The sequence below is a fragment of the Methylobacterium sp. J-118 genome, from assembly GCF_057836565.1.
In genome coordinates this window covers 737,331-763,570 of record NZ_JBYQFA010000001.1, presented here as the reverse complement: position 1 = coordinate 763,570, position 26,240 = coordinate 737,331, and the positions used below count along the sequence as shown (strand labels likewise).

The window sequence follows — 26,240 nt, the reverse complement described above, 5'->3', positions numbered from 1 at the left end:
GACCCCAGGGGCTCCTTCGAGGGTGCTTTGCACCCCCTCAGGATGACGGCGTGGGTGGGATGGCCGGCCAGCGCTCAGAACGCCTCCGCCTCCAGCGCCATGGTGCTCTCCGCCCCCGCCTTGATCCGCGCAAGTCGCAAGCCCGTCTCCGGCAGCATCCGCTCCATGAAGAACCGGCCGCCGGTCAGCTTGGACTCCCAGCGCGGGGCGGGCGCCTCGGCGTTCCGGGCCAGCGCGGCCTTGGCGATCCGCGCCCACATGTAGCCGAGTGCCACCAGACCGAAGAGATGCATGAAGTCGGTGGCACCGGCGCCGGCATTGTCGGGCTTCGAGAAGGCGTTCTGCATTAGCCACATGACGGCGCCCTGGAGGTCGTTCACCCCGGCGTGGAGCGGTTTGACGAAGGGGGCCATCGCCGGATCCTCGCCGTGGTCCTTCAGGAAGGTCTGGACCTCGCTAAGGAACGTCATCATCGCCCGGCCGCCGTCCTTCGGGAGCTTGCGGCCGATCAGGTCCATGGCCTGGATGCCGTTGGCGCCCTCGTAGATCATGGCGATGCGGGCATCGCGCACGAACTGCGACATGCCCCACTCCTCGATGTAGCCGTGGCCGCCCAGCAGCTGCTGCGCCTCAACCGCATTGGCGAAGCCGCGGTCGGTGAAGACCCCCTTCACCACCGGCGTCATCAGCCCAAGGTAATCGTCGGCCGCCTGCCGCTCCTTGGCGTCCTCGGAGCGGTGCAGGATGTCGGCCTGGAGCGCGGTCCACAGCATCAAGGCGCGGGCCGCCTCGTTGAAGGCGCGGATCTGCAACAGCGTGCGCCGCACGTCCGGATGCACGATGATCGGGTCGGCGGCCTTCTCGGGCGCCTTCGCGCCGGTGAGCGCCCGGCCCTGGAGGCGGTCCTTCGCGTAGGCGGCGGCATTCTGGTAGGCGACCTCGGACTGGCCGAGCCCCTGGACGCCCACCGCGAGGCGCGCCTCGTTCATCATCACGAACATGGCGTTGAGTCCGCGATTCTCCTGGCCGACCAGCCAGCCCGTCGCGCCGTCGTAGTTCATCACGCAGGTGGCGTTCCCGTGGATGCCCATCTTGTGCTCCAGGGAACCGCAGGAGACGCCGTTGCGGCTGCCGAGCGAGCCGTCCGGATTCACCAGGAACTTCGGCACCACGAACAGCGAGATGCCCTTTGTGCCGGCGGGCGCGCCCTCGATCCGGGCGATGACCAGGTGGACGATGTTCTCGGCGAGGTCGTGCTCGCCGGCCGAGATGAAGATCTTGGTGCCGGTCAGGCTGTAGGAGCCGTCGCCGTTGGGCACGGCCTTGGTCTTGAGGAGCCCGAGATCCGTGCCGCAATGCGGCTCGGTCAGGTTCATGGTGCCGGTCCAGGCGCCCTCGACCATCCTGGGCAGATAGAGCGCCTTCTGCGCCTCCGTGCCGTGGACCAGCAGCGCGGCCATCGCGCCCTGGGTCAGGCCCGGATACATCCCGAAGGCGAGGTTCGCCCCCGAGGCGAATTCCTGAATGGCGGTGTTGAGGGTGTGCGGCAGGCCCTGGCCGCCGTAGGCCTCGGGGACCGAGAGGCCCATCCAGCCGCCGCTGGCATAGGTGTCGTAGGCGCCTTTGAAGCCGGTGGGCGTGCGCACGGTGCCGTCCGCCTCCCGGCGGCAGCCCTCGAGGTCCCCCGTCCGGTTGAGGGGCGCCAGCACCGCCTCGGCGAGCTTCGCGCCCTCGCGCAGCACCGCCTCGACCACGTCGGGCGACGCGTCGGCGAAGCCCGCCAGGTTGTCCCGGGCATGGAAGCCCAACACGTCGGAGAGCAGGAACAGCGTGTCGTCGACCGGTGCGCGATACTGCGGCATCTCTGGCTTCCCCCGTCTGCGCGGACCTCTCGGTTCGATCCGCTGTGCGCGCAGCATGTAACGACGCGGCCGGGCCCGGGGCAACGGCGCCGCCTCCGCGCGCGATGACACGCGGCGGAGCCTGCGACGCCCTGTCTGCCAAGATGATTACCGGGTCAGTAGGCCCTTAACCTCGTGTTTACCAAGAATGTTAATGGTCAGGCTCGAACGATCCGAGGCGGACTCCGCGGATACCCATTTGGGGACGCGGCCACCGTGCACAGGATTGAACGCCGAACGCTGCCGACCACAGGCCCCCGATGACCCGCACCGCGATGCCGCAGCTCGACAGTTTCGATCCCGAAGTGCTCGACGCCGCCCGCGACGTCGCCGCCCGGGCCGGGGTTCCGCTGGAGACGTGGATCGCCTCGGTCGTGCCGCAGCCGCAATCCGGCGCGCCGGGCAACCGGCGGCACCGCCGCCGCCTCCGGGCGGAGCAGCCCGACCGGCCGGTGACCCGCCCGGAGACCGCGATTCGGCCGGAGCCGCTGGCCGACCGGGCGGTGGCCCATCACGGCGCGGTCTCGCCCGAGGATCGCCCAGCCGCCCGCCCGGCGCCGGCGACCGAGACCTACCCCATCGCCGCGACCTACGGTGACGGCATCGCCGCGCTGATGAACCGGCTCGACGGGCTCGACCGGGCCTTGGACGCGGACCGGCGCGAGTCGCAGGTGGCCGAGGCGCAGCGGCTCGCCGAGATCGAGGCCCGGATCGAGCGCGCCCTCAAGGGCGCCCCGGTCCAGCAGGTGACCGAGCGGCTTGGCGACATCGAGCGCCGGATGTCGCAGCTCGGCGAGCAAGTCGCCGCTACGCGTCAGCCCAGCCGCCGTGCGCGTCCGGCCGCCGCCGACATCCGCAGCGCGGTCCAGGACATCCGCCAGCGCCAGCGGGAGCTGTCGCAGGAGGTGGCGGGCGACGTCGCGACCCGTGCCGCCGCGGATGGCGGGGTCGTCGCCAGCATGCGCCTGGACCTCGCCCGGCGCCTCGTGGTCCGCACCGAAGACGGGGCCGCTTCGGCCGATGTTCTGTCCGAGCTGCAATACGAAATCGTGCGCCTGCGCGCGGCGATCGACCGGCTCGCCACGAGCCGCGACATCGGCGCCCTGGAGGAGGCCGTCGTCACGCTCGCGGGCGGCATCGAGCGGGCCCGGGCCGGGATCGATCTCACCGCCGTCGCCCTGCCGATCGAGGAGATCCGAGCCCAGGTCGCGCACCTGTCCGATGAGGTCGCCGAGAACGCCCACGCCCGCGTCGAAGAGGATGTCCGGCGGCTGGGCGAGCGCCTGGACGGCCTCGCGGCGACCGCCCCCGCCGATGCCGATGGACGGATTCTGGCCGGGCTGTCCACGGACCTCGAGGAGATCCGTGACCGGATCGGTGCGCTCGCCGGCCCGGAGCGGATTCAGGACCTCGCGGAGAGCCTGGACTCGGTGAGCGCCCAGGTCGCGCAGCTGCGGCGGATCCGCGGCGATGCGGATCTGCGCCCGCAGCTGGAGGAGATCCGCAGCGCCGTGACGGTCGCCGCGCCGGCCGCCCTGGCCGAGCAGATTCAGATGCTGGCCGCAGAGGTCGATAACCTCTGCGCGCAGGAGGAGGGGGCCGCGCAGGCCGGCACGTCGGACATCGCCCATCCCGGCGAGCCGGCGTCGATCGACGCCATGCTGCACACCCTCGCCGAGGAGGTCGACCACGTCGGCACCCGCTCGGAGCACGAGGGCCTGGACGCCCTCGAACAGCAGGTGGTGACGCTGGCCGGCCGCCTGGACGCGCCGCGCGGCGTCGACCCGGCGCTGGTCGGTCTCGAACGCACCATGAGTGACCTGCTGCAGCAGGTCACCGCTCTCCGGGAAGCGGCTCCGAGCGAGGCCGCGGTGGAGCGCGCCGCCCGGAACGCCGTCGCCCAGACCCTCAGCGGGTCCGGTCTCGCCGCCGAGACGGGGGAGATCGGCCTCCTGCGTGCGAGCCTCGCCGACATGCAGGCGCGGCAGGCGGTATCGGATCAGCGCCTCGGTGCCACGCTGGAGGGCGTCCAGACCGCCCTCGAACGCCTCCTCGTCCGGCTGGGCCCCGTGGAGGCCGTTGACCCGCGGGCGCCCTCGCTGGGCGAGCGCCTGATGTCCTCGACGAGCCCGGAGGTGTCGCTCGCCGCCGCGGATACGAGCCCGGCCGCCCGGCGGGAGGGTGCCGAGACCCCGCGGATCGCCGACGATCTGCTCGAACCCGGCAGCGGGCGTCCGACCCGGGCGGGCCGCGGCCTCCCCGGCCGCCGGTCCGGCAAGGAGCGCCCGGCCGAACCGGTCCGCGCCCGCCCGACCGTCGAGCCCGGCGCCGAGAGCGACATCAAGACGAGCTTCATCGCGGCGGCCCGCCGGGCCGCGCAGGCCGCGCAGGCCGAGCTGGCTGCCGAGGCGCCGACCGAGCGCCGCGACACGCGCACCGCGAAGGTGGCGCCGCAGATTTCGGGCGAGCCGGGCCGACTCGAGCGGTTGCGGAGCGAAGTCGATCGCCGCCGCCGGCCGTTGCTGCTCGGACTCGCGGCGATCGTGCTGGCGCTGGGCGCGCTCCAGGCGATCAACCTGCGCAATCCGGAGGAGCCGAAGCCGGTCGTGGCCGCGAACCCGGCGCCGACCGTCCGCCCGGACTCGGCCGGCGACCCTGCGCGCGGGGCCATCAAGCCCGAGACCGGCGAGACCGCCAAGGAGACCACGAAGGACATCCAGAAGGAGCTCTCTAAGGAGAGTGCCAAGGAGTCCCGGGCGGAGACCTGGAAGGACGCGCCGGGCGCGAAGCCGCCCTTGGCCGATCCGACGACCACCCAGGCCCTGCCGAACCCGGTTCCGGCCGACGCCCGTACGCCCACCGCCAAGGCCCCGGTGCCACAGGTCTCGGGGATGAACACCCTGCAGGCCGATCTCGGCAACCTGCCGCCGGCGCTCGCCAAGGTGAAAGCCGCCGCCCTCGACGGCGATGGTACGGCGATCTGGGACATCGCCACCCGGGAGAGCGATGGACGCGGCATGCCCCGCGACCCCGCCGTGGCGGCCAAGCTGTTCGAGAAGCTTGCTTCGGCGGGCTACGCCCCGGCCCAGTACAAGATCGCGGGCCAGTACGAGAAGGGGACCGGCGTGGTCCGCGACCTCGACAAGGCCAAGGCCTGGTACGGCCGCGCCGCCGAGCAGGGCCACGCCCGGTCGATGCACAATCTGGCCGTGCTCTACGCCGAGAACCCGGCCGCCAACGGGAAGCCGGACTTCGCCTCCGCGGCCTCCTGGTTCCGCCAGGGCGCCGAGTTCGGTGTCCGCGACAGCCAATACAACCTCGGCGTGCTGTACGCCCGGGGAATGGGCCTCGCGCAGGACCTGGTGCAATCCTACGCTTGGTTCGCGGCCGCCGCGGCGCAAGGTGACGACGATGCCGCCAAGAAGCGCGACGACGTGGCGAACAAGCTCAGCACCGCCGATCTGGCCAGCGCGAAGACCCTGGCGGCCGGGTTCAAGCCGCGAAAGATTGACGCGGCGGTGAACGAGCCCCCCAGCCAGAAGGCCGCCGCCACGGCGCCGATGTCGCTCCTCGGCGCTCCCGCGCCCAGTCCGGTCGCCTTCACCGCCCCGCCGCGGCGGTCATAGGGAACGCGTCCGGGGAGGCGCGACGCCGCGGCGTCCCGGGCAATCCGAGCTTGACCGCGGTACGGCGATGCGGGAACCCTCCGGCCGGCTCGCGACTGAGTGGGATCGGATCGCACGGGTCTCCGACCCTTGCCGCTGCTCGGAGGAAGGATGGCGCGCCGGAACACCGTCCCGATCGGGGCCCTCGTGCTCGGCGTGGCCGGCCTGATCCCGTTCCTGGGTTTTGCGGCGCTGGCGGTCTCGGGCAGCGACGGCGGCTTGAGCAGCCTCGGGCTGGCGCCGCGCACGATCCTCTCGGCCTACGGGGCGGTCATCGCCTCGTTCCTCGGCGGGATCCGCTGGGGTGCCGCGGCAGCGCGCAATGCCGGCAACGCCGATTACCTCATCGCCATCATCCCCTCCCTGGTAGCCTGGGCCGCGCTGGCGGCGCCGGCACCCTGGGACCTGCGCATCCTCGGCGTCCTGGTCCTCGCCTGGGGCCTGATCGACCAGGATCTGCCCCGACGTGGCCTCTCCCCGCTCTGGCTCGGCCGGCTGCGACTGGTCCTGTCCGGCGTGGCCGGGGCGGCCCTGCTGGTCGCCGCCTGAGACGGCTCGACGGGACGATCACGCGCCAAGACCGTGATCGATACACGGCCCGCTCCAGGGCCAGCGCCCATCCCATCCGGGCCCAGATCCTGAGGCGCCGGCTGCAGCTTGCCTTCAGGCGGGCGCCCGGGATCGCGCAGCCGGGTTGAGGGCTCCTTCGAGGCCTGCGCTGCGCTCCGTCGCGTCAGGATGAGGGGGATGGGTGGGATCCTCGTGATTTTCTCACGGTGCTCGGTCGTGCCCGGCGGCAGGCCCCGGGGGGCAGCGCCGGCGGTCCTGGATGGCAAAACGGCGGACGTCCCGGGGACGCCCGCCATCCGTCGTGTCGCTGCAGAGCCGCGTCAGGCACCCATCGCGGATTTCAGGTTCTGGTCGACCTTGTCGAGGAAGCCGGTGGTCGAGAGCCACTTCTGCTCCGGCCCGACCAGCAGCGCGAGGTCCTTGGTCATGTGCCCGGCCTCGACGGTGTCGACGCAGACCTTCTCGAGGGTGGCCGAAAACTTCGCCAGATCGTCGTTGCCGTCGAGCTTGGCCCGGTGCGAGAGGCCGCGGGTCCAGGCGAAGATCGAGGCGATCGAGTTGGTCGAGGTCTCGCGGCCCTTCTGGTGCTCGCGGTAGTGGCGCGTCACGGTGCCGTGGGCGGCCTCGGCCTCGACGGTCTGGCCGTCCGGGGTCATCAGCACGGAGGTCATCAGACCGAGCGAGCCGAAGCCCTGCGCGGCGGTGTCCGACTGGACGTCGCCGTCGTAGTTCTTGCAGGCCCAGACATAGCCGCCCGACCACTTGAGGCACGAGGCGACCATGTCGTCGATCAGGCGGTGCTCGTAGGTGATCCCGAGTGGCTTGAACTTGGCCTCGAACTCCTCCTCGTAGACCTTCTGGAACAGGTCCTTGAACCGGCCGTCATAGGCCTTGAGGATGGTGTTCTTGGTCGAGAGGTAAACCGGGTACTTGCGCGCGAGGCCGTAGTTCAGCGACGCACGGGCGAAGTCGATGATCGACTGGTCGAGGTTGTACATCGACATCGCGACGCCGGCGTCCGGGAACTTGAACACCTCCTTCTCGATGACGGTGCCGTCGTCGCCCTCGAACTTGATGGTCAGGCGCCCCTTGCCGGGGACCTTGAAGTCGGTGGCGCGGTACTGGTCGCCGTAGGCATGGCGGCCGATCACGAAGGGCTGGGTCCAGCCGGGCACCAGGCGCGGCACGTTCTTGCAGATGATCGGCTCGCGGAAGATCACGCCGCCCAGGATGTTGCGGATCGTGCCGTTGGGCGAGCGCCACATTTCCTTGAGGCCGAATTCCTTCACCCGCTGCTCGTCGGGGGTGATGGTGGCGCATTTCACGCCGACGCCGTGGCGCTTGATCGCCTCGGCGGCATCGACCGTGACCTTGTCGCCGGTGGCGTCCCGGTGCTCGACGCCGAGGTCGTAATATTCCAGATCGACGTCGAGATAGGGATGGATGAGCTTGTTCTTGATCTCGGCCCAGATGATCCGGGTCATCTCGTCGCCGTCGAGCTCGACGACGGGGTTCGCTACCTTGATCTTCGCCATGGACCGATGCCTTCCGCGTTGTTCCGGCGCACGGCATGCAAGCGCCGTGCGGTCGCCTGCCCAAGGGGTCTCGGCCGAGTCCTCGGGCGGTTTTCGCCCCGCGACATAGCGCGGCCCTTCCGGCGACGGAAGGCGCGCACTGTCATCCCGGCGGCTTCGTCACCCGACCCTCGACGGACCGGGGCCGGCCATGCCAGAGGGCCGGCATGACGAGCCGCGACGCGCCGGGCGAAACCCCGAGGACGGTCACCGAGATCCCCCCCGGCATTGCTCCGGCGGTGATCCTGGTCGAGCCGCAACTCGCCGAAAATATCGGCATGACGGCCCGGGCCATGGCGAATTTCGGCCTGTCGGAGCTGCGTCTCGTCAATCCGAAGAACGGCTGGCCCAAGAAGGGCGTGCGCGAGGCGGCGTCCGGCGCCACGCATGTCCTCGACGGGGCGACCCTCTACGGCAGCCTCGCCGAGGCGATTGCCGATTGCCGCTACGTGCTGGCCACAACGGCGCGCGAGCGCGGGCAAATGAAGCGGGTTTTCGCCCCCGAGGCGGCCATGGCCGAAGTGGTGGCGCGCCCGGGCCAGCGCACGGCGGTGATGTTCGGGCGCGAGCGGGTCGGGCTGACCAACGACGAGGTCTCCCTCGCCGACGCCATCGTCACCTTCCCGGTCTCGCCGGACTTCCCCTCGCTCAACCTCGCCCAGGCGGTGCTGCTGGTCGGCTACGCGTGGCGTCAGGCCAGCGGCCGGGCGATCCTGCCGTTCACCGGCGAATTGCTGTCCCCGCCGGCGACCCGGGAGGCGCTGGTCGCCCTGTTCGGGAGCCTGGAGACGGCCCTCGATGCGGCCGGGTTCTATCCGCCGGCGAAGCGGGAAATCATCGCACGCAACATGCGCGACATGCTCCACCGCATGAGCCTGACCGAGCAGGACGTGCGGACCTTCCGGGGGGCCTTGCGGGCGCTGATCCGCCGGGGCGCCTGATCAGTCGGGCTGGCTCGGCACCTCCGGCGGCTTGCCGCCGCCGAAGCAGCGCCCGACCGCCTCCCAGAACGCCGCCTGCTCGTCCGGCGTGCAGGCGGCGATCCGCGCCTCGACCTTGGCGCGGCCGGCCACCGCGTCCGGGGTCTCGGCGATCTCCGCCTCGCTTGGATATCTTGCCTCGGCCATGGGCAATCCTCCTCCACAGAACGAAAGCGTGACCGGACGGCGCGGTTCCGTTCCGGGCGGCAATCGGGCATGGAGGCGGCGCCGTGTGGGTCGCCGCCCGGCGGCGGGGGAGAGGTCGGAGGATCGGGTGCGGCTCAGCGTCGACAATCTGGCCTGCCGCCGCTCCGGGCGCCGTATCTTCTCGAATCTCGCCTTCGCCCTCGGGCCCGGCGACGCGCTGGCGGTCACCGGCCGGAACGGTGCCGGCAAGTCGAGCCTGCTCGCGATCCTCACCGGCCGGCTGCGACCCGAGGCCGGTCGCATCACCGTGACCGATGTCGGCGAGGCGAGCCTGCCCGAATGCCTCCACGCGGTCGGGCACCGCGACGGGCTCAAGTCCTCCATGACGGCCGGGGAGAACCTGCTGTTCGCCCGGGATCTCCTCGGCGCGCCGCGCCTGACACCCCACGACGCCCTGGAGCGGCTGGGCCTCGGCCACGCCCACGACCTGCCGGTGGCCTACCTCTCGGCCGGGCAGCGGCGGCGGGTCGCCCTGGCCCGGCTGCTGGTCTGCGCGCGCCCGCTCTGGCTGCTTGACGAGCCGACCGCGGCGCTGGACGCGGGCTCGCAGGCGATCCTGGCCGCCCTGATGGACGGGCACCGGGCCGGAGGCGGCCTGGTGATCGCCGCCACCCACCAACCGCTCGATCTGCCCGGGGCGGCGGAACTGCGCATCGAGCGCTGTGCGGCGGGGGCGGCGCCCGAGGTCCCGGAGCCGGAGGAATGGGCGTGATCCGCGCCATGCTCGCCCTCATCGGCCGGGACTTGCGGCTCGCGGGACGCGTCGGCGGCTCCGGCGCCCTGTCGCTGGTCTTCTTCCTGATGATCGTCGCCCTGGTGCCCTTCGCCCTCGGGCCCGACCTCAACCTGCTGTCGCGGATCGGCCCGGCGATCCTCTGGCTCGCTGCGGTACTTTCGACCCTGATCGGCCTCGACCGGCTGTTCCAGGCCGACGAGGAGGACGGCTCCCTCGACCTCATGACCGCCGCGCCGGTGCCGCTCGAATGCGTGGTCCTCGCCAAGGTCGCGGCCCATTGGCTGACCACCGGGCTGCCGCTGGCGCTCGCCGCCCCACTGTTCGGCCTGCTCGTCGCCCTCGACGGTACTGCCATGGGCGCCACCGCGCTGACGCTGCTCGCCGGTACGCCGGCTCTGAGCTTCATCGGCGCGGTGGGCGCGGCGCTCACGGCTTCGATCCGGCGGGGCGGGCTGATTCTTGCGGTCCTGGTCCTGCCGCTGATGATTCCGAGCCTGATCTTCGGCGTCTCGGCCGCCCAGGCGGCGACGGGGGGTACGGTGCCGTTTCTCGTGCCGCTGGCCGTGCTGGCGGCATTGACCCTCATCGCGGCCGTCGTCGGGACGCTGGCGGCGGCGGCGGCTTTGCGCTGGCCGGAGTGATGCTTGACAATCGCGCGCTATGTCTTGCCGATGGTATGCCGAAGACCGCGACCGCGCATTGCCTGATTTAATCCATCCGCTTCTCGGCCAGTATCTTTAGCAGTCGATCGTAATTTCAGTCGATGTCTTCCGTAACCCGGAAGGTCGATACCTCGACGTGGCTGTCGTCAAAGCACGCGATCTCGAGCCTGATCGTATCTGACCGATCCCGCGCGAGTATGATCGCTGATTTAGCCGATCATAACTTAAACACTGTGTTCCAGGGGAAACGACGTTGAACGCCAATAGAGTTCAAGCTTCGTGCCGGTAATGTTCGAGGCCTCCCAGCCATGCAGCAATCGCGCCAGCGCTGCGCGGTCGCCAGCCATCAGCGGTTCGGTCAACAGGCACCACTGGTCGTAGACGTAATCGCATAAAACATCTGAAACGGTCGTGTGCGGCACATACTTGTGCATCACAGATTGCCACTCGGCCTGCGCGGCCGGAATTTCGCCGAGTGCGACATGCATCAGCGTCTTCCAAGGCGGATACTCGGCAAAGGAGTTGTTCTGGTGTGAACGGAGGTGGACGATCGTTTTTTCCAAGGTATCGAGAGTGGAGAACACCGGCAGGATCCTAGCTTCGACTTGATCGATAAAGTCGCCCGGCATGGTGGGATCATCCCATTCGAACAGGCCGGTTTGGCCCTTGGGCTTGTATTGAAGTGATCGGCCGATTAGCCCACACGCTCCGCTCCGACTAATGAACGCATAGTGTCCCGGCTCGAAGCGAGTATCTACCCACCAATCGACTGTAAAATATCCTCTTTTTGGTCTGTTGTGAATGCGAATATAACGGCCCCAATGAGTTACCGGGAGATAGGCCATAATATTGCCGGCGGCCATAATGAGGTTATTATGCCGTTGGAGCAGAGGTTTGGCCAGCCTCTTGATTTGGGGAGCCGAGCTCATGTTTGCGGTTTCACTTAAATGATGATGATTCGCTTTAGGTAAGGGTAAGTCCTGATGGCGGTGGCGGCGAGCTGCATTGCCCGCGTCAATGAGATCTCCGCATTTCCCGTTTTGTGATCATCGACGGAGCGCGACCAGGGCAATCGCTTGAAGGCGATCAGGCGGTCTGAGCGACGATGGCCCTGAGGTAGTCGTGGTTCCAGACAGCAGCTTTCCTGCGGATGTGGAGGCTGTCGGTTCCGGGCGCCGTGCGGATGAGGTTCATGGCCACGTGCTTGCTGATGGCCATGGTGTGAGGACCGTTGGCGATGCTCAAGCGCATGAAATAGTCGTGGAAAATGACATCAAGCACCCAGTGGAGCTGGTTTTCGATACTCCAATGTGCCTGCGTGGCGCTGGCGAACAGCTTGGCGTTGAGCGGGAGCGAGGACAGGAAGTGGCGCCGCTCGACCGAGGTCTCGTCGCCGCGTCCGACCGTCGCCTCGACCACGGCGATGGCCTTGAGGCCGGGGAAGCGCGGCTCGCTGGGATCGCGGCGATCCGAGGTGAGTCAAGCGACGTCGTGGCAGACGACGTGGCGGCGGAGTTCGCTGCGCCCGTTATCAAGATCGGTGGTCTGGTGGGTCTCGAGGCGGGCTTGTCCGGGATCGTCGAAGATCAGGCGTACGTCCTTGGCGAGCACGGGCCGGTTCCTCGTGCGCGAGGAGATTGTCGGCGCCCTTATCAAGAATGGTTTGGGCGATGGTGGTCTGCGTGCCCATGGCGTCGATCGTCACCGAGGCGCCCGTCAACTGTAGCCGCTCAAACAGCAGCCGGATCGCCGTGATCGCGTTGACTTTCTCACCCACGGCCCCCTGGCCCAGCACCAGTCACTGGCGCTTGACCCCGGCAGAGACGACAAGGAGCGGTTGGCCGCCCTTGGCCCGGACGCGACGCGACCTCTTGCCATCGATCGCGACGATGCCGGGCTCGGTTTCGCGAAAGGCTTCGACCCTGGCCGCGTAGCACGCCAAGGACAGGCCTGGATCCAGAGCATTCAGAACGTGGTTGAGGGTGTCGTGTGAGGAATTTCATGCCGGAACGGCAGCATCGTGCCCAGGAACGCCGGCTTCTCCCAGCCCCAGCGTTGGATCCCGACGAAGCGCTCGGCCGAGGCCAAGGGCGCGCACAAGGCCGTTCATAAAACCAGCAATACGATCTCCGGCGGTGGGTAGATTACCTTCCTACCCTGGCGCGGTTCATCCGTCGCCGAAAAATGCTCCACCCGTGCGGTGCCTGGCATCGCATGCGTCACCTCATCGAGGCACCCTAAGAATCCCGCAATATGCAACACCGGAATCCATTCCTTTCAAGCAATCGACCTACCTTTCCGGTCCCCATCGCCTTCAGCAGGGCCGACAGGGGTGGCGGCAATTGGGGGAGCAACTTTCTGAAACGGGAACGCTGTCGGCTGCCAGTGACGGCTGAGCTTGAAACGGTCTGCTTCGGTGCGCTCATTCTCCCAAAGCAGTTTTGCCAACGCCATGTGATCGCCTCCCTTCAGTACCTCCCCCACGGCGAGGCAGCTGCGAAAATAATCTGACATCGGTTTACCATCGATCGCTGCTTGATTTTCGTGTCGTTCCTTAAAGCTCGGGGTAATTAAATCCCAATGCGTTCTTGCGGTTGCCAACTCGCCAAGCGCTGCATGCGTGAAACACATCCAAATATGATCCTTGCGAAAGCTGTAACCTCTTATTTCCTGAGATATGATAAAAGTTACAATTTTCTCGATCGAGTCAAAGGATCGGAGAAAGGGTAGAACTTCGGTTTCAATTTGCTCCACGAAATCGTCACGAATCATCGGGTCGTCCCAATCCCAGACGCCGTCTTGCCCAGCTGGTTTGAACCGACGGGATCGACCAATCAAACCGATCGATCGACCATAGCCTCCAAAACCGAATTTATCCCCACGAATATACAGCTCTGTTAGTCTCCATTCGAGCAGGAAGTATCCACGGTTTGGTCTATTATCGATCCGGATCTGCTTGGCGATGTGACCAACACTTTGAAGACAAAGAAATTTTCCGCCTGTCAGAATAACATCCTGATTTCGATCCAGTAGCGGGGCAGATAATTCTCGAATTTGCTGCGCCGCTGCAAGTCTCAATGTCGCCATTTCCTGGGCCTCACTTGTATCATGATAAATCGCACGACGTCGGGGAATTCGCCTTTGCCGCTATGACCGAATCGACGGCTTGACGACGGGTCAAACCCTTCCGTCCAATTTTTGGATCGTAAATACATGCGGTGTCGATACGAGGCCTTGCGAATATATCGGACCTCTTACTACCAGATAGTATGAATGTTCCATCTTCATTGCGCTTGGCAAGAATGAGTTCGGCGACAAAGTTTGGATCTTTCTTCTCCTAAATCGTATGCGCAATCTCAACATGAATCTTTGTACCCAGCTGCGTCGCATTTGCGTACCCGCCTTGCGCTGTCACACGCGCAGTGACTTCGTCGACGATCGCCTGCACTTCCCCATTTCTTGGACAAGCTTCGTCCAATTGTGCTTGGCTGAGTTGGCCAATCCAGATCGGCATATCCTTTTCCGGATCGTCCCCGCTTTTATATTCTTGCGCTGTGAGCCCGAGAACGGTGCCGTACGCGTCCTCCCGGGCAGAGAGATACGTCAGGAGCTGCAACCCAAGCTCGAAGGTTGCGATGATGGGGGCTGCGATCAGCGGTAGAGCAGGGACAAGGGCAGGTTGAACAATCGGCTCAGCGACGAGGCCTGTCGGCGTGAACGTGGTCCGCGACAGGACTTCCCCCGTATGGCCATCTCGAATCGTCTGGGTTTCGCCAGATGTCTCGAAGATCCGGCTCTCACCGTCCGGAGCAATAACCGTATGCTGTTCGTCGAAGGGTTGGCGCCCCGCATGTATTCGGATCGAGAGGACGCGCGTCCCATCCTCGAGCGTCGTGCCGTCCGCGAGCGCGGGCGGATCCTGAGGGGAAGGCCCGCCGGGTCTATCCTCTTGGAGAGAGGCCCACCGGCCTCCGCTGGGGCCCTGCACCCATTCGCCACCCTTTGGCTGTCCCGCCGGCGCGCGCGGCTGCGTCTCCCAACCTTTGGCTTGAAGCTGCCGCCGCAGGCGGATCAGCTTGGTCTCCAATGCGAGACCGGCGAGGATGTCGCGCAGGCGTGGCGGCGGCGAAATGCGGCCTCTTCCTCGTCCCGAAGCCCTTGAAGGACGAGGGCCGCGGACGTCCGCCGCGCCAGGCTCACCCGTGGGATCTTCGGCCGTCGTTGGGCACGGCGTTCCGGGGAGCGAGGTCAGCGATGGGTAGGCGTGGCGGGTATGGCGGTCTGCGGTTTGTGAGGGACACCGTCCGTTCCAGTGTCACCGCGGGACTTCGACCCGCGGCAAGGCATGGTCGGGCCCATCGCACGGGCCAAACACGAGGGGCCTGTGGACAACCCCCTGCGTGGCCGTGGGCCGCATCCGTGAAGCCAACCTGGCCTGGGACCCGGAGCCCGACGCCCCGTATCCGCTCCGATAACGAAAAAGCCCCGGCGTCCTGGCCAGGGCTTCGCAGCAAAGCTTTTATTGAAGTTGGTAGCGAGGGAGGGATTTGAACCCCCGACACAAGGATTATGATTCCTCTGCTCTAACCAGCTGAGCTACCCCGCCCCAAGCCGCCTGCGCCCCGGAGGGCGACGCGTGCGACGGCGGCGGTATAGGGAGGCCGGGCGCATAGTGTCAACGGTCATGCGCGCCGTTTCGGGATGGTCTCGGGCGCGACGGACGCGCGAGGTTGTCATGCGGGGCGGGAGGCCAGCGGCACGGCACGCATGTTCGACCGTGCCCGCGCCCCTATGTCGGCCGAACGGTCCCTGTCGGGGCCGGCTAGACCGGAGCGTTCAATGACCCGTCGCGCCATCTCCCCGCTCGCCGCCCTGCTCGCTTTCGCCATCCCGCTCGTCGCCGCGCCGGCCTTCGCGGCGGCCGGGGCGGCCTACCGCGCGGCCCTCAGCGGGGGCAGCGAAGTGCCGGCGACCCCGTCGACGGGCACCGGAGCGGTTTCGGCGACCTACGACCCGGCGACCAAGCGCCTGAGCTGGACCGGGACGTATAGCGGCCTCACCGGTCCGGTGACCGCAGCCCACTTCCACGGACCGGCCAAGGCCGGCGAGAATGCCGGCGTGCTCGTACCGGTGACGGCCACCACCAGCCCGTTCTCCGGCGAGGCGACCCTGGACGACGCCAAGGCCGCGGATCTCGAAGCCGGCAAGCTCTATTTCAACCTCCACACCGCGGCCAACCCGAAGGGCGAGATTCGCGGTCAGGTGGAGCCGGCGCACTGATCGACGCAACGGACGCCTCGACGCGCCGGCGCGCGGCCGTTAGGCGGGTCTCCCCACCCGCCGGAGCTTTCGATGAAGCTTATCGAGGCCATCATCGCCTGGACGCCCATCCGCTGGGCGGAGCTGAAGCCCGAGACCGCCGGGCAGGTCGTCGTCCTGGCCGCGCCCGACGCTGCCGGTGAGGCGCGACGCTACATGATGCGCGCCGGCGCCAGCTCGTCGGCGCTCGCTGCCCTGTCGGACGAGGCGCGCATCGCCCGCTTGTTCATCGATTTCCAGACCCTCGTGGTGCGCGACGGCATCGATCCGCAGGTGGCGCACCGGGCCTTCCTGGCCATCGACGAGTACCGGTTCCGCATCGCCCCAGACACGGAAGGTGCCGCGTTCGAGGATCCGCCCGAGGAGGATTAGCGCGACCTCTCGTCCGGACGCGCTCGCGCAAGCGTGAGAATAACGAATACACTTGGGCCGGCGGCGCCCTATGTGAGTCGGTGTCCTGACCCCGTCGGAGGCCGGCCATGCCCGTATCCCGTCGCGCCGTCGTCGCCGCGGCCGCGCTCGCCCCGCTGGCGAGCCGCTTCGCCCAGGCCGCCGAACCGCTGATCCGCCGGCCGATCCCGTCCAGCGGAGAGATGCTGCCGGCGATCGGGATCGGCACCTCCCGCCGCTATGAGGTCGAGCCGACACCCGACAACGTCGCGCCCCTCAGGGAGGCGGTGCGGAGCTTCGTGATCCTCGGCGGCACGGTGATCGACACCGCTCCGAGCTACGGCACGGCAGAGGACGTGCTCGGCGCCATCCTGTCGGAGCCGGGCCTGCGCCAGAAGATCTTCCTGGCCAGCAAGGTCGACACGACCGGGCACGAGGCGACCCGCGCGGAGTTCGAACGGTCGTTGACGCGGATGAAGGTCGAGACGCTCGATCTCGTCGCCGTCCACAACCTGATCGACGTGGCCGACAACCTCGCATTGCTGCGCGACCTCAAGAGCCAGAAGCGGATCCGCTACGTCGGTGTCACCGTCTGGCGTGACAACCAGCTCGAGGCGCTGGAGGCCGTGATGAAGCGGGAGACCCTCGACTTCATCCAGGTGAATTACGCCATCGACAACCGGGCCGCCGCCGAGCGCGTGATCCCGCTCGCCGCCGAGAGGGGCATGGCGGTGATGACCAACGTGCCCTTCGGCCGCGACCGCCTGTTCAAGGCGGTGCAGGGCAAGGATCTGCCGCCGGTGGCGAAGGACCTCGGCTGTGCGAGCTGGCCGCAATTCTTCCTCAAATACGTCCTCGGCAACCCGGCCGTGACCTGCCCGATCCCGGGCATGGCGAAGGCCAGCTACGTCGCGGACAATCTCGGCGCCGCCCGGGGGGCACTCCCGGGTCCGGCACAACGCAAGCAGATGGAGAGCTTCATCGATGCGGTCTGATCGAGTCACGCGCCGCGCGGCGCTCGCCCTGGCGGCTGGCCTGTCGCTGGCGGTTTCCGCCATCCCGGTCCAGGCGCAGGACGGGGCGAAGAAGATCCGGATCGGCGTGATCGGCGCTGGCAATATCGGCGGCACCATCGGGACCCTGTGGGTCAAGGACGGGCACGAGGTGATGTTCGCCTCGCGTCACCCGGAGACTCTCGCGTCCATGGTCTCGGAACTCGGCCCCAAGGCGAAGGCCGGCACCCCCGAGGAGGCGATCAAGTTCGGGGACGCGGTGTTCATCGCGGTCCCCTACAAGGCCTATCCGGATCTCGCCAAGGAGATCGGGCCGGCCCTGTCCGGCAAGATCGTGCTCGACGCCGGCAACGCCACCCAGCGGCGCGACGGGGCGCTCTACGACGAGGTCCAGGCGAACGGCATCGGTACCACCTCCGCCAAGTACTTCCCGGGCGCGAAGCTGGTCCGGGCGTTCAATGCGGCGAACTATAAGGTCTTCGCCAAGGAAGGCGCCGACGGCGGCAAGGCCCGCGCCGGCGGCCGGATGGCGATCCCGATCGCCGGGGACGACCCGGAGGCGCTGAAGGTCGCCGAGGGTCTGGTCCGCGATGCCGGCTTCGACCCGGTGGTGGTCGGTCCGCTCAAGGAGGCCGACCGGTTCGCCATGGGCTCCCCCGGCTTCGGTCATGAACTCACCGCCCCGGAGCTGCGCGAGAAGCTCGGCGTCGCCAAGTGAACCGCCGGGGCCGCAGCGGCGTGACGGGGACGACCTTGCCGGTGAGATCGCCCCATGGCTGAGCCAGCCGCGGCCCGCGGGCCGCTCGCGCGCCTGATCGACATCCAGCCCGGGGAGGGCAGGGCGCTCGCCTGGGCCTGGGCCTACATCTTCTCGATCCTGGCCGCCTACTACGTCCTCCGCCCGATCCGCGACCAGATGGGGGTCGCTGGCGGTATCGAGAACCTGCCCTGGCTGTTCACCGCGACCCTGGTGGGCATGCTCGCCCTGAACCTGCCCTTCGCCTACCTGGTGAAGCGGATGCCGCGGGCCCGGTTCGTGCCGATCACCTACCGCTTCTTCGCGGCCAATATCCTCGCCTTCGCGCTGACGCTGTACCTGGCACCGCCGGACTGGGGCGTATGGATCGGGCGGGTGTTCTTCGTCTGGCTGTCGATCTTCAACCTGTTCGTGGTGTCGATCTTCTGGGCAACGATCGTCGACGTGTTCTCCAATGCGCAGGGCCGGCGGCTGTTCGGCTTCATCGCGGCCGGCGCGACGCTCGGCGCCATCGCGGGCTCGGCCACCACCGCGCTCCTGGCCAAGAACGTCCCGACCTGGGGCCTGATGCTCGGTGCCGTCGTGCTCCTCGAAGTCGCGGTGTTCTGCATGCGCGGCCTGGCGGCGCACGCGACGCGCCTGCACGAGATGCCCGGATCGACGCAGGGCGCGGGCGACGGGCAGGACCGGACGATCGGCGGCAGCGTGCTGGCCGGCGTGACCCGGACCTTCGCGTCGCCCTACCTGCTCAACATCTCCCTGTTCCTGCTGCTGTTCTCGGTGACGTCGACGTTCCTGTATTTCGAGCAGGCCGGCATCGCGAAGCGCAGCTTTCCGGATCGTGGCGCGCAGACCGCGTTCTTCGCCAGCGTCGACCTCGCGGTGAACGTGCTGACGCTGGGCGTCCAATTGTTCCTCACCGGTCGGATCGTGAACCGGATCGGCATCGCCCTGACCCTCGCCATCCTCCCGGCCTTCAGCATCCTCGGCTTCGCGGCACTCGCCCTGTGGCCGACGATCGGCGTGATCGTCGCGTTTCAGGTTCTGCGTCGGGCGGGCAACTTCGCGATTGCGCGCCCGGTCCGGGAAGTCCTGTTCACGGTCGTCCCGCGGGAGGACCGCTACAAGGCCAAGAGCTTCATCGACACGGTGGTCTATCGGCTCGGCGACCAGGTCGGCGCATGGTCGTTCACCGGGATCCAGGGGCTCGGCTTCGGCAGCATCGGCATCGCCGGGGCCGCGATCCCGCTGTCCATGGTCTGGCTTGTGAACAGTCTCTGGCTCGGCCGCGCCCAGGAGCAGCGCCGGTCCACGCAGGAGCTCGCGGGCGCCGACGAACCGGGCCCGGTGCCGGTTCCGCTCGACCGTGCCGTGGCTTCGACCGGGCGGTGACCCGCGCCGCGCAACGGCTCGACGCTGGACCAGAGCCGACGCGGAGATTCGCTCGGAAGAACCGCATTCGCGTCGCCAGTCCGTGCCGGAAAGTCGGTATGGTTAACGTACGGTTTACCCGGCGGCGGGAGGTAGGGTGACGAGTTCCGCCGGGAGGGATGCATGCCGGACGCCGCGCGACGGCTTCACAGGTCCGCGCGCGGCCACGGCCGCCGCGTCGTCGCGACACTGGGAATGCTGGTCCTGGCTTCGGGACCCTGCCTGGCCCAGGAGCCGCTCTTCATCCGCATCCGCCCCCTGTCCGATGCCGAAGCCGCACGCGCGGCCCGCGAGGCCATATGGGCACGCCGTCAGGCCCATGCCCGGGCGGTGATCGAATCGGTCTGCACCGGATGCCTGGGTGCGTGGCGACCCGCGGCCGAATCGCCCCCAGAACCAAGCTCCGACCGGGTCGCGGACCTCGCCGTGCCGACGGGGGTTGAACTCGACCCCGGCTCCGGGGCATCCGTCCACCCCGATCCTTCGAGTCCCGAGAGGCAACCATGACCCAGTCGCATCCGACCAGCGGCGCCGAGCCCGAAGTCGATTGCCCGGTGAGCCTCGAAGTCCTGGGCTCCGTGTACCGCGCCGACGAATTCGACCTGCCGCTGATTCTGGAGGAGATCCCGCCGCTGCAGCGCGCGCAGCTCGCCACCTACCTGTATGGCAAGAGCCACATGCACAAGCTCGGCCTGAAGGTCGCCCGGGCCTGCGAGCGCGACGACCTGATCCGGGTCGCCGGCGAGATCGGCTCCGTGATCCACGGCCAGGCACACCTGAAGCCGTCCCGGCCCGTGCCGGAGGCCGCGCCGCAGCTGCGCGCGAAGACCCCGCCCGGCCAGAAGAAGGTTAGCCTCGCCGGGGCGGCGGCGAAGCCCGCGATCAGCCTGGGCGGCTCGGCCAAGGTCCGGAACTTCGACTGACCGCCGACGATCCTGGCGCGCGCCTTGCGCGACGATCCCCAGCCCCCGCGGGTATGCGCGTTGCGCGCGTGCCGGCCATCGGATAATCGCCCGCGATGAACACCGACCACGACAAGATCCTGATCGTCGATTTCGGCTCTCAGGTGACCCAGCTCATCGCCCGGAGGGTGCGGGAGGAGGGCGTCTACTGCGAGATCGTGCCCTTCACCAAGGCTGAGGCCGCCTTCCGCGAGCAGCGTCCAAAGGGGGTGATCCTCTCCGGCGGACCCGAATCGGTCACCGTCGAAGCCTCGCCCCGGGCGCCGCAGGTGGTGTTCGATTCGGGCGTGCCGGTCTTCGGCATCTGCTACGGCCAGCAGACCATGGCGGCGCAGCTCGGCGGCGCGGTCGAGGGCGGGCACCACGCGGAATTCGGCCGGGCCGAGGTCGAGATCCTGGCCGATTGCCCGCTGTTCAACGGCGTCTGGCACAAGGGCGAGACGTATCCGGTCTGGATGAGCCACGGTGATCGAGTCACCAAGCTCCCCGACGGGTTCACCACAGTGGCGATCTCGAAGAACGCCCCCTTCGCGGCGGTGGCCGACGCGGCGCGCAACTACTACGCGGTCCAGTTCCATCCGGAGGTGGCGCACACGCCCCACGGTGCCCTGCTGATTCGCAATTTCGTGCGCGACATCGCGGGCTGCTCCGGCGACTGGACCATGGGCGCTTACCGCGAGGAGGCGATCGCCAAGATCCGCGCACAGGTCGGCTCGGAGAAGGTGATCTGCGGCCTGTCGGGCGGAGTCGATTCGGCGGTGGCGGCGGTGCTGATCCACGAGGCGATCGGCGACCAGCTGACCTGCGTGTTCGTAGACCACGGGCTGTTGCGCCTCGGCGAGGCCGAGCAGGTCGTGGCGCTGTTCCGCGACCACTACAACATCCCGCTGGTCCACGTGGAGGCGAGCGGCATGTTCCTCTCGGCGCTGGAGGGCGTCAGCGACCCGGAGGTCAAACGGAAGACCATCGGCCGCCTGTTCATCGACGTGTTCGAGGCCGAGTCGAAGAAGATCGGCGGCGCCGCCTTCCTGGCGCAGGGGACGCTCTACCCGGACGTGATCGAGAGCGTGTCGTTCACCGGCGGCCCCTCGGTGACGATCAAGAGCCACCACAATGTCGGCGGCCTGCCCGAGCGCATGAACATGCAGCTCGTGGAGCCGCTGCGCGAGCTGTTCAAGGACGAGGTCCGGGTGCTCGGCAAGGAACTCGGCCTGCCCGAGGGCTTCGTCGGCCGTCACCCGTTCCCCGGGCCCGGTCTCGCGATCCGCTGCCCGGGGACGATCACCGCCGAGAAGCTGGAGGCCCTGCGCAAGGCCGATGCGATCTACCTCGACGAGATCCGCCAGGCCGGCCTCTACGACACGATCTGGCAGGCCTTCGCGGTGATCCTGCCGGTGAAGACCGTGGGCGTGATGGGCGACGGCCGCACCTACGACCACGTCTGCGCGCTCCGCGCCGTCACCTCGGTGGACGGCATGACGGCCGATTTCTACCCGTTCGACATGGCCTTCCTCGGCCGGGTGGCGACCCGGATCATCAACGAGGTGAAGGGCATCAACCGGGTCACCTACGACATCACCTCGAAGCCGCCCGGCACGATCGAGTGGGAATAGGACTCGCGGTCTCAGCCCGATTGACGAAGCGGATTGACGATCGGTACGCCTTCGAAATCCCGCTCGTTGTCGGTGACCACCACGCAGTCATTCACCGCGGCGATGGCGGCGATGATCGTATCCAGCGCATTCCGGGGAGGGCCCGCGCCTTGCCCTCTGCCATCAGCTTTGCCCACGCCAGCCCGGCCGCTGCGTCGAAGGTGAGGATGCGGCCCGCAAACAAGGACTGCGGACCCTCTGGACCGACGAACCAGGCTTCGAGATCACGTCGACGCTTACCGTCCGGCTTCTCCAGTACGCCGCGCCAGATCTCGGCCAACGTCAGCGAGGTGATGTAGAGGTCGCTGTCGGACTGCGCAGCCATCCACGTCAGCAGCGTTTCGGAAGGCTTAGGCTTGACGACGTGGCTGATGATGTTCGTGTCGAGCAGGAAGCGCATCAGAGATCGAGGACCGACCGCTCGTCGTGCGGGCGGGTCAGGTCGAGCTCTGCGCCGACCAACGGGGACCGCCGGAGCGCATCCAGGATGCCGCCATTCGAAACCTGTTCGTCGGCCACCGACCGGCTGACTTTGGCGCGCAGTTCCGAAGCCTCCGGAGTGTCCTCGGCGAGACGCCGGGCGAGCGAGCGTATGAGGCCGCGGTCGGCATCGCGGCCCCGGACTTCGAAGCGCACCAGCTCACGCGCGTCGGACCGCGTCCGATCGCGCCGGATTGTGCCTTGCGAAGCCTTGCTGATGGCCGCCTCCTGACCGGATTCGTCCCGTAGGTCATTCCCATCGTAGCGGACGCCGAGGGTGAAGCCTATGGTCCGCACAGGGCCGGGCCAAGCGCCTTAAGCGCCGGCCGGTAGGCTGCGAGGTGAAGGCCATCGCGCATGGCGCCGGGCTTGGCGTAGCCGGTGTCGCCGTCGCGCAGATCCGCGAACGGGTCCGCGAAGGCGCAGCCGAGGCGTCCGCACAGGCCGAGCAGCCGCTGCGAATATGCGGCCACCGCCGCCGCATCGACCAGCGTCCCGAGCTCGCGCCCGACCGGGGGGAGGGCGGTGACCACCACCCGCGGCGCGAGGTTTTGCAGGCGCCGGACGATCGTTTCGGCGGCAGCCTCGAACCGCGCGGCCGGCTCGGCGGAGCGCGGCTTGTTCTTCATCAGGATGTCGTTGGTCCCGATGGTCAGAGCGGCGACCCGGGGATGGGCCGTGAATGACAGCCGTGCGAGGTGATCCGCATAGGCCGCCGCGGTCGAGCCGCTGACGCCGCCGTTGACCAGCGGCAGGCCGCAGCCCTGTTGTCCGCCGGGCTGCAGCTCGACCTGCGAATCCCCGCCGTAGAAGACATAGTCCGGCGGCGCCTCGTCCAGGCTTACCTGAATCGCGATGAGGCGCATGACTGCATAGGCGCGGGCATCGGCGGCCGGTCTGTGCAGGCGCCAGCCCACGAGGCCGCCGAGGGCGAGCAGTCCCACGCCGCCGACGATCAGCACCGCGAGATGCCTCACGGCGCGGCGCCGGCGCGGTCGACCTGCGCGTCCGGCCGGGAATCCGTCGAGGCGTAATAGGGCTTGATGTCGAGGAGCGGCGTGCCGTCGAGGCAGTCGAGGCCGCGCACCTGCAACGTGCCGCCGTCCCGGCCGAGCAGTTCCACCACCGAGAGGGCGATCGGATTGGGCCGGGCCGGCGAGCGCAGCGAGAAGGTGCCGCGCGGGCCATCCGCGTGGCGCGGCTGCTGGACCACGAGGCCGCGGGTCGCCCGGTCCATCCAGTAGAGCAGAATGAGGTGCGAGCAGCCCGTGATGGTTCGCAGGCCCGGGACATAGGGCGCATCCACCTCGACGGTGCAGAGCGCGTCGGTCTGCAGCCCGTTCTTCGGGCATTCGGAGCGCGCTCGCCAGGGCGTGCGCAGCCGCCCGATGAAGTAGAGCCCCGCATCGAATGTCGCGGGCAGACTCGCCAGTTCCTCACCGGGACGGATCCCGAACTCGTCCGCGCTCATGCATCCTCACATTGCGTCCGCCGGCTTCTCGGCCAAGCACCTGTGGCCCGCAAGCCCGGATCTCGCCCCCTCGCGTCGCGGAGTGTAGAGCCGGCACCGGAATCGGAGGCGACATGATCGAGCGGGAATTGCGGCCGATGCAGGCGGTGGCGGATGCCGGGATCGCGATCGACCGTCTGGTCGAGCTCTACGACGACGCGGCCGGGGCCCTGCGGACGGCCCTCGAACGCTACCTCGCGGGCGGCCCACCGCCCGACGCGACCGAGCGCCTGGCCTTCCGCTATCCGGAGTTGCGGATCACCTATCGGCCGAACGGACCGCTGCCGCGGGTCCGGCGGGCCACTGCCAAGCTGCAGGCGGCGGGCACCTATGCCACCACGATCACGCATCCGGCTTTCTTCCGCACCTATCTCACCCGGCAGCTCGAGCCGCTGATCGCCGATTACGGGATCTCGCTGGAAGTGGGTCTGAGCGCACAGGAGATTCCCTACCCCTACATCCTCGAAGCCGGCCTCGATGCGGGCGGACGGGCCGTCGACGGCGCGGAACTGGCCACCTACTTCCCCGTCCCGCTGCTGTCCCTGGTGGGCGACGAGATCGCCGACGGTACCTTCGCGCTCATCGACGGCGAACCGCTGCCGCTCGCCCTGTTCGACGCCGTGCGGGTCGATTACTCCCTGCGCCGCCTGGTCCATTACACGGGCTGCGACTGGCGCGAGGTCCAGCCCTGGATCCTGCTCACCAACTACCACCGCTACGTCGATCAGTTCGTCCGCCATGGGCTCGAACGGCTGGCCTCGGGGGCGGAAGGGTTCGAGCGGCTGGTCCTGCCGGGCGGGATCTCCGTGTCCCGCGCCGAGGCTGCGCAGGCGGATCCGGCCGCGGTGATCGCCGCCTCGCCCTGGCACCGGCACCAGATGCCGGCCTACCACCTCGTCGCCCGCGGCGACGACGGCACCCTCCAGGGCACGACCCTGGTCAATATCGGCGTCGGTCCCTCGAACGCGAAGACGATCACCGACCACCTCGCCGTGCTGCGCCCGGATTGCTGGCTGATGGTCGGGCATTGCGGCGGCCTGCGCCAGTCACAGACCATCGGCGACTACGTCCTGGCCCATGCCTATCTGCGCCGCGATAGGATCCTCGACGAGTTGGTCCCACCGGACGTGCCCGTCCCCGCCCTCGCGGAGGTACAGGTGGCGCTCCAGAACGCGGCCGCCGCCGTGACCGGCGAGCAGGCCGAGGCGCTCAAGCGCCGCCTGCGCACCGGGACGGTGGTCACCTACGACGATCGCAACTGGGAATTGCGGTTCAGCCAGGAGCGGCGGCGGATCAACCAGTCCCGGGCCGTGGCGGTCGACATGGAGAGCGGCACCGTGGCGGCACAGGGGTTCCGCCTCCGGGTGCCCTACGGCGCGCTTCTCTGCGTGTCGGACAAGCCGCTCCACGGCGAGATCAAGCTGCCGGGGGCTGCCAACGCCTTCTACGACCGGGCGGTCTCGGAACACCTGAAGGTCGGCCTGGCGGCGCTCGACATGCTGCGTGCCGATCGGCACGGACTGCACTCGCGCAAGCTGCGGAGCTTCGACGAGCCGCCATTCCGGTGAACGCCCGATTGCACAGCGATGGCCGGCTCAACTTGAGCGTAGCGACGCACTGACACGCCTTCGTCAATCGTCAAGCTTGGATACTTGGGTTCGATCGGACGTTGGAAAGTCATACTCCTCTCAAGGATCGGACTTTCTCATGAGACGATTGGCTCTCGCATCGACGGCTCTTCTGGCGGCCTTCGCCCTGGTGCCGGTCAGCGCCGATGCCCGCGGCTTCGGCGGCGGCGGATTTCATGGCGGCGGCTTCGGGGGCGGTGGCTTTCACGGCGGCGGTATGGGCGGTGGCGGATTTCGCGGCGCGGGCCTCGGCGGTGCCGGGCTCGGCGGCGGTGGTTTCCGCGGCGCCGGCGTCGGTAACGCCGGGGTCGGGATCGGCCGGGGTGCCGGCCTCGGCGGTGTCCAGCGGGGTGGTTTCGCCAATGCCGGGCGCCTTGGGATCGGCAATCGTGGTTTCGTCGGCCGCGGATACGCCCATCGCGGCTACGGCCGCGGCCTGGGTTACGGCCTGGCCGGCGTCGGTCTGGGACTCGGCGTTGGATACGGCCTCGGCGGGATCGGCTATGGCTACGGCGATGGCTGCACCGGCGATTACGGCTACGGCTACGGCTACGATCCGGCCTATTGCGGCACCTACGGCTACGGCTACTGAACGCCGTTTACGGGCACGGTCGCTCTGCCGCAACGCCCCGACACTCGGACCCGGCACGATGCTGTAGGTCCCTGATTCCGCCGCGTCTTTCTCGGGACGCTGGCGGTTCTCTGTCGGAACGATGCCTGAACGAAAGCCCGGCCGGAAACGGTCGGGCTTTTCTACGCCTGACCGGGACCGCTCGACCCGCCGGCCTTCGCGATCCACGAAG

23 protein-coding genes, 1 tRNA gene and 2 pseudogenes are annotated in these 26,240 nt (G+C 68.3%); 14 read left to right on the top strand and 12 right to left on the bottom strand.

Annotated elements, in window-relative coordinates; translation table 11 throughout:
- Positions 1–74: 74 nt before the first annotated feature.
- Positions 75–1,862, bottom strand: coding sequence for an acyl-CoA dehydrogenase C-terminal domain-containing protein (locus AC3IF3_RS03620; protein WP_489227318.1), 1,788 nt, complete (start codon positions 1,860–1,862; stop codon positions 75–77).
- Positions 1,863–2,161: 299 nt separating this feature from the next.
- On the opposite strand from AC3IF3_RS03620, the gene AC3IF3_RS03615 reads away from it, so the two are divergent.
- The gene (locus AC3IF3_RS03615; RefSeq protein ID WP_489227316.1) at positions 2,162–5,527 is read left to right on the top strand and encodes an SEL1-like repeat protein; all 3,366 of its coding nucleotides are present in this window, start codon (positions 2,162–2,164) and stop codon (positions 5,525–5,527) included.
- Positions 5,528–5,677: 150 nt separating this feature from the next.
- A complete protein-coding gene (locus AC3IF3_RS03610) occupies positions 5,678–6,115 on the top strand; it encodes a DUF3429 domain-containing protein (protein WP_243966722.1) in 438 nt (145 codons plus the stop codon).
- A 341-nt stretch (positions 6,116–6,456) separates the two neighbouring features.
- Here the strand turns inward: AC3IF3_RS03610 and AC3IF3_RS03605 are convergent, their stop codons facing one another.
- Positions 6,457–7,671: an NADP-dependent isocitrate dehydrogenase gene (locus AC3IF3_RS03605; protein ID WP_489227314.1), complete on the bottom strand. Its 1,215-nt coding sequence runs from the start codon at positions 7,669–7,671 to the stop codon at positions 6,457–6,459.
- 206 nt (positions 7,672–7,877) lie between these two features.
- On the opposite strand from AC3IF3_RS03605, the gene AC3IF3_RS03600 reads away from it, so the two are divergent.
- Positions 7,878–8,651 carry an RNA methyltransferase gene (locus AC3IF3_RS03600; protein WP_489227312.1) on the top strand — a complete coding sequence of 258 codons (774 nt, stop codon included), beginning with the start codon at positions 7,878–7,880 and terminating at the stop codon, positions 8,649–8,651.
- Here the strand turns inward: AC3IF3_RS03600 and AC3IF3_RS03595 are convergent, their stop codons facing one another.
- The gene (locus AC3IF3_RS03595; protein ID WP_489227310.1) at positions 8,652–8,837 is read right to left on the bottom strand and encodes a hypothetical protein; all 186 of its coding nucleotides are present in this window, start codon (positions 8,835–8,837) and stop codon (positions 8,652–8,654) included. It abuts the gene before it with no gap.
- 127 nt (positions 8,838–8,964) lie between these two features.
- Here AC3IF3_RS03595 and ccmA point away from each other — a divergent pair, with 127 nt between their 5' ends.
- Together ccmA and ccmB are read left to right on the top strand one after the other, a co-directional pair.
- Positions 8,965–9,609 (top strand): heme ABC exporter ATP-binding protein CcmA, encoded by a 645-nt coding sequence (gene ccmA, locus AC3IF3_RS03590; protein WP_489227309.1) that lies wholly within the window; start codon positions 8,965–8,967, stop codon positions 9,607–9,609.
- Positions 9,600–10,274 carry a heme exporter protein CcmB gene (gene ccmB, locus AC3IF3_RS03585; protein WP_279598204.1) on the top strand — a complete coding sequence of 225 codons (675 nt, stop codon included), beginning with the start codon at positions 9,600–9,602 and terminating at the stop codon, positions 10,272–10,274. Before ccmA ends, ccmB begins: the two co-directional genes overlap by 10 nt.
- Positions 10,275–10,519: 245 nt before the next feature.
- On the opposite strand, the gene AC3IF3_RS03580 is transcribed toward ccmB, so the two are convergent.
- From AC3IF3_RS03580 to AC3IF3_RS03560, 5 genes and pseudogenes are all read right to left on the bottom strand, one after another.
- Complete coding sequence (locus AC3IF3_RS03580; protein ID WP_489227308.1) at positions 10,520–11,224, bottom strand: hypothetical protein; 705 nt, start codon at positions 11,222–11,224, stop codon at positions 10,520–10,522.
- A gap of 157 nt (positions 11,225–11,381) precedes the next feature.
- Positions 11,382–12,506, bottom strand: a pseudogene (locus AC3IF3_RS03575) (ISAs1 family transposase).
- Between the two features lie 66 nt (positions 12,507–12,572).
- Positions 12,573–13,382, bottom strand: a complete 810-nt coding sequence (locus AC3IF3_RS03570) for a hypothetical protein (RefSeq protein ID WP_489227307.1) — start codon at positions 13,380–13,382, stop codon at positions 12,573–12,575.
- Between the two features lie 250 nt (positions 13,383–13,632).
- Positions 13,633–14,382: a hypothetical protein gene (locus tag AC3IF3_RS03565; protein ID WP_243966730.1), complete on the bottom strand. Its 750-nt coding sequence runs from the start codon at positions 14,380–14,382 to the stop codon at positions 13,633–13,635.
- A 442-nt stretch (positions 14,383–14,824) separates the two neighbouring features.
- Positions 14,825–14,901: transfer RNA gene (locus AC3IF3_RS03560), tRNA-Met, on the bottom strand.
- Between the two features lie 233 nt (positions 14,902–15,134).
- On the opposite strand from AC3IF3_RS03560, the gene AC3IF3_RS03555 reads away from it, so the two are divergent.
- From AC3IF3_RS03555 to guaA, 7 genes are all read left to right on the top strand, one after another.
- Positions 15,135–15,575 (top strand): CHRD domain-containing protein, encoded by a 441-nt coding sequence (locus tag AC3IF3_RS03555; protein ID WP_243966731.1) that lies wholly within the window; start codon positions 15,135–15,137, stop codon positions 15,573–15,575.
- Between the two features lie 72 nt (positions 15,576–15,647).
- The gene (locus AC3IF3_RS03550; RefSeq protein WP_243966732.1) at positions 15,648–15,986 is read left to right on the top strand and encodes a hypothetical protein; all 339 of its coding nucleotides are present in this window, start codon (positions 15,648–15,650) and stop codon (positions 15,984–15,986) included.
- 107 nt (positions 15,987–16,093) lie between these two features.
- Entirely contained in the window at positions 16,094–16,999 is a 906-nt protein-coding gene (locus AC3IF3_RS03545) for an aldo/keto reductase (RefSeq protein ID WP_489227305.1), read from the top strand.
- Positions 16,989–17,735, top strand: a complete 747-nt coding sequence (locus AC3IF3_RS03540; RefSeq protein WP_489219735.1) for an NADPH-dependent F420 reductase — start codon at positions 16,989–16,991, stop codon at positions 17,733–17,735. Before AC3IF3_RS03545 ends, AC3IF3_RS03540 begins: the two co-directional genes overlap by 11 nt.
- 54 nt (positions 17,736–17,789) lie before the next feature.
- On the top strand, positions 17,790–19,166 hold the full coding sequence (locus AC3IF3_RS03535) for an NTP/NDP exchange transporter (protein WP_489227303.1): 1,377 nt from the start codon (positions 17,790–17,792) through the stop codon (positions 19,164–19,166).
- A 542-nt stretch (positions 19,167–19,708) separates the two neighbouring features.
- On the top strand, positions 19,709–20,128 hold the full coding sequence (locus AC3IF3_RS03530; protein ID WP_489227301.1) for a hypothetical protein: 420 nt from the start codon (positions 19,709–19,711) through the stop codon (positions 20,126–20,128).
- A gap of 95 nt (positions 20,129–20,223) precedes the next feature.
- Positions 20,224–21,780 carry a glutamine-hydrolyzing GMP synthase gene (gene guaA / locus AC3IF3_RS03525; RefSeq protein ID WP_243966738.1) on the top strand — a complete coding sequence of 519 codons (1,557 nt, stop codon included), beginning with the start codon at positions 20,224–20,226 and terminating at the stop codon, positions 21,778–21,780.
- Between the two features lie 11 nt (positions 21,781–21,791).
- Here the strand turns inward: guaA and AC3IF3_RS03520 are convergent.
- The 4 genes and pseudogenes from AC3IF3_RS03520 to tsaA form a co-directional block, all read right to left on the bottom strand.
- Positions 21,792–22,222: pseudogene (locus tag AC3IF3_RS03520) on the bottom strand (type II toxin-antitoxin system VapC family toxin).
- Positions 22,219–22,455 (bottom strand): hypothetical protein, encoded by a 237-nt coding sequence (locus tag AC3IF3_RS03515; protein WP_489227300.1) that lies wholly within the window; start codon positions 22,453–22,455, stop codon positions 22,219–22,221. Before AC3IF3_RS03515 ends, AC3IF3_RS03520 begins: the two are co-directional and overlap by 4 nt.
- A gap of 128 nt (positions 22,456–22,583) precedes the next feature.
- The gene (locus AC3IF3_RS03510; protein WP_489227299.1) at positions 22,584–23,276 is read right to left on the bottom strand and encodes an SGNH/GDSL hydrolase family protein; all 693 of its coding nucleotides are present in this window, start codon (positions 23,274–23,276) and stop codon (positions 22,584–22,586) included.
- Positions 23,273–23,770, bottom strand: coding sequence for a tRNA (N6-threonylcarbamoyladenosine(37)-N6)-methyltransferase TrmO (tsaA, locus tag AC3IF3_RS03505; protein WP_489227297.1), 498 nt, complete (start codon positions 23,768–23,770; stop codon positions 23,273–23,275). Before tsaA ends, AC3IF3_RS03510 begins: the two co-directional genes overlap by 4 nt.
- Positions 23,771–23,883: 113 nt before the next feature.
- On the opposite strand from tsaA, the gene AC3IF3_RS03500 reads away from it, so the two are divergent.
- Positions 23,884–25,377, top strand: coding sequence for an AMP nucleosidase (locus AC3IF3_RS03500; RefSeq protein WP_489227296.1), 1,494 nt, complete (start codon positions 23,884–23,886; stop codon positions 25,375–25,377).
- A gap of 139 nt (positions 25,378–25,516) precedes the next feature.
- Positions 25,517–26,029 (top strand): hypothetical protein, encoded by a 513-nt coding sequence (locus tag AC3IF3_RS03495; protein WP_489227295.1) that lies wholly within the window; start codon positions 25,517–25,519, stop codon positions 26,027–26,029.
- Positions 26,030–26,240: the final 211 nt, after the last annotated feature.

Coding starts and splice junctions, on each gene's coding strand:
- AC3IF3_RS03620 (WP_489227318.1), bottom strand. CDS start 1,862: ATGCCGCAGTATCGCGCACCGGTCGACGACACGCTGTTCCTGCTCTCC.
- AC3IF3_RS03615 (WP_489227316.1), top strand. CDS start 2,162: ATGACCCGCACCGCGATGCCGCAGCTCGACAGTTTCGATCCCGAAGTG.
- AC3IF3_RS03610 (WP_243966722.1), top strand. CDS start 5,678: ATGGCGCGCCGGAACACCGTCCCGATCGGGGCCCTCGTGCTCGGCGTG.
- AC3IF3_RS03605 (WP_489227314.1), bottom strand. CDS start 7,671: ATGGCGAAGATCAAGGTAGCGAACCCCGTCGTCGAGCTCGACGGCGAC.
- AC3IF3_RS03600 (WP_489227312.1), top strand. CDS start 7,878: ATGACGAGCCGCGACGCGCCGGGCGAAACCCCGAGGACGGTCACCGAG.
- AC3IF3_RS03595 (WP_489227310.1), bottom strand. CDS start 8,837: ATGGCCGAGGCAAGATATCCAAGCGAGGCGGAGATCGCCGAGACCCCG.
- ccmB (WP_279598204.1), top strand. CDS start 9,600: ATGGGCGTGATCCGCGCCATGCTCGCCCTCATCGGCCGGGACTTGCGG.
- AC3IF3_RS03580 (WP_489227308.1), bottom strand. CDS start 11,224: ATGAGCTCGGCTCCCCAAATCAAGAGGCTGGCCAAACCTCTGCTCCAA.
- AC3IF3_RS03570 (WP_489227307.1), bottom strand. CDS start 13,382: ATGGCGACATTGAGACTTGCAGCGGCGCAGCAAATTCGAGAATTATCT.
- AC3IF3_RS03555 (WP_243966731.1), top strand. CDS start 15,135: ATGACCCGTCGCGCCATCTCCCCGCTCGCCGCCCTGCTCGCTTTCGCC.
- AC3IF3_RS03550 (WP_243966732.1), top strand. CDS start 15,648: ATGAAGCTTATCGAGGCCATCATCGCCTGGACGCCCATCCGCTGGGCG.
- AC3IF3_RS03545 (WP_489227305.1), top strand. CDS start 16,094: ATGCCCGTATCCCGTCGCGCCGTCGTCGCCGCGGCCGCGCTCGCCCCG.
- AC3IF3_RS03540 (WP_489219735.1), top strand. CDS start 16,989: ATGCGGTCTGATCGAGTCACGCGCCGCGCGGCGCTCGCCCTGGCGGCT.
- AC3IF3_RS03535 (WP_489227303.1), top strand. CDS start 17,790: ATGGCTGAGCCAGCCGCGGCCCGCGGGCCGCTCGCGCGCCTGATCGAC.
- AC3IF3_RS03530 (WP_489227301.1), top strand. CDS start 19,709: ATGACCCAGTCGCATCCGACCAGCGGCGCCGAGCCCGAAGTCGATTGC.
- guaA (WP_243966738.1), top strand. CDS start 20,224: ATGAACACCGACCACGACAAGATCCTGATCGTCGATTTCGGCTCTCAG.
- tsaA (WP_489227297.1), bottom strand. CDS start 23,770: ATGAGCGCGGACGAGTTCGGGATCCGTCCCGGTGAGGAACTGGCGAGT.
- AC3IF3_RS03500 (WP_489227296.1), top strand. CDS start 23,884: ATGATCGAGCGGGAATTGCGGCCGATGCAGGCGGTGGCGGATGCCGGG.
- AC3IF3_RS03495 (WP_489227295.1), top strand. CDS start 25,517: ATGAGACGATTGGCTCTCGCATCGACGGCTCTTCTGGCGGCCTTCGCC.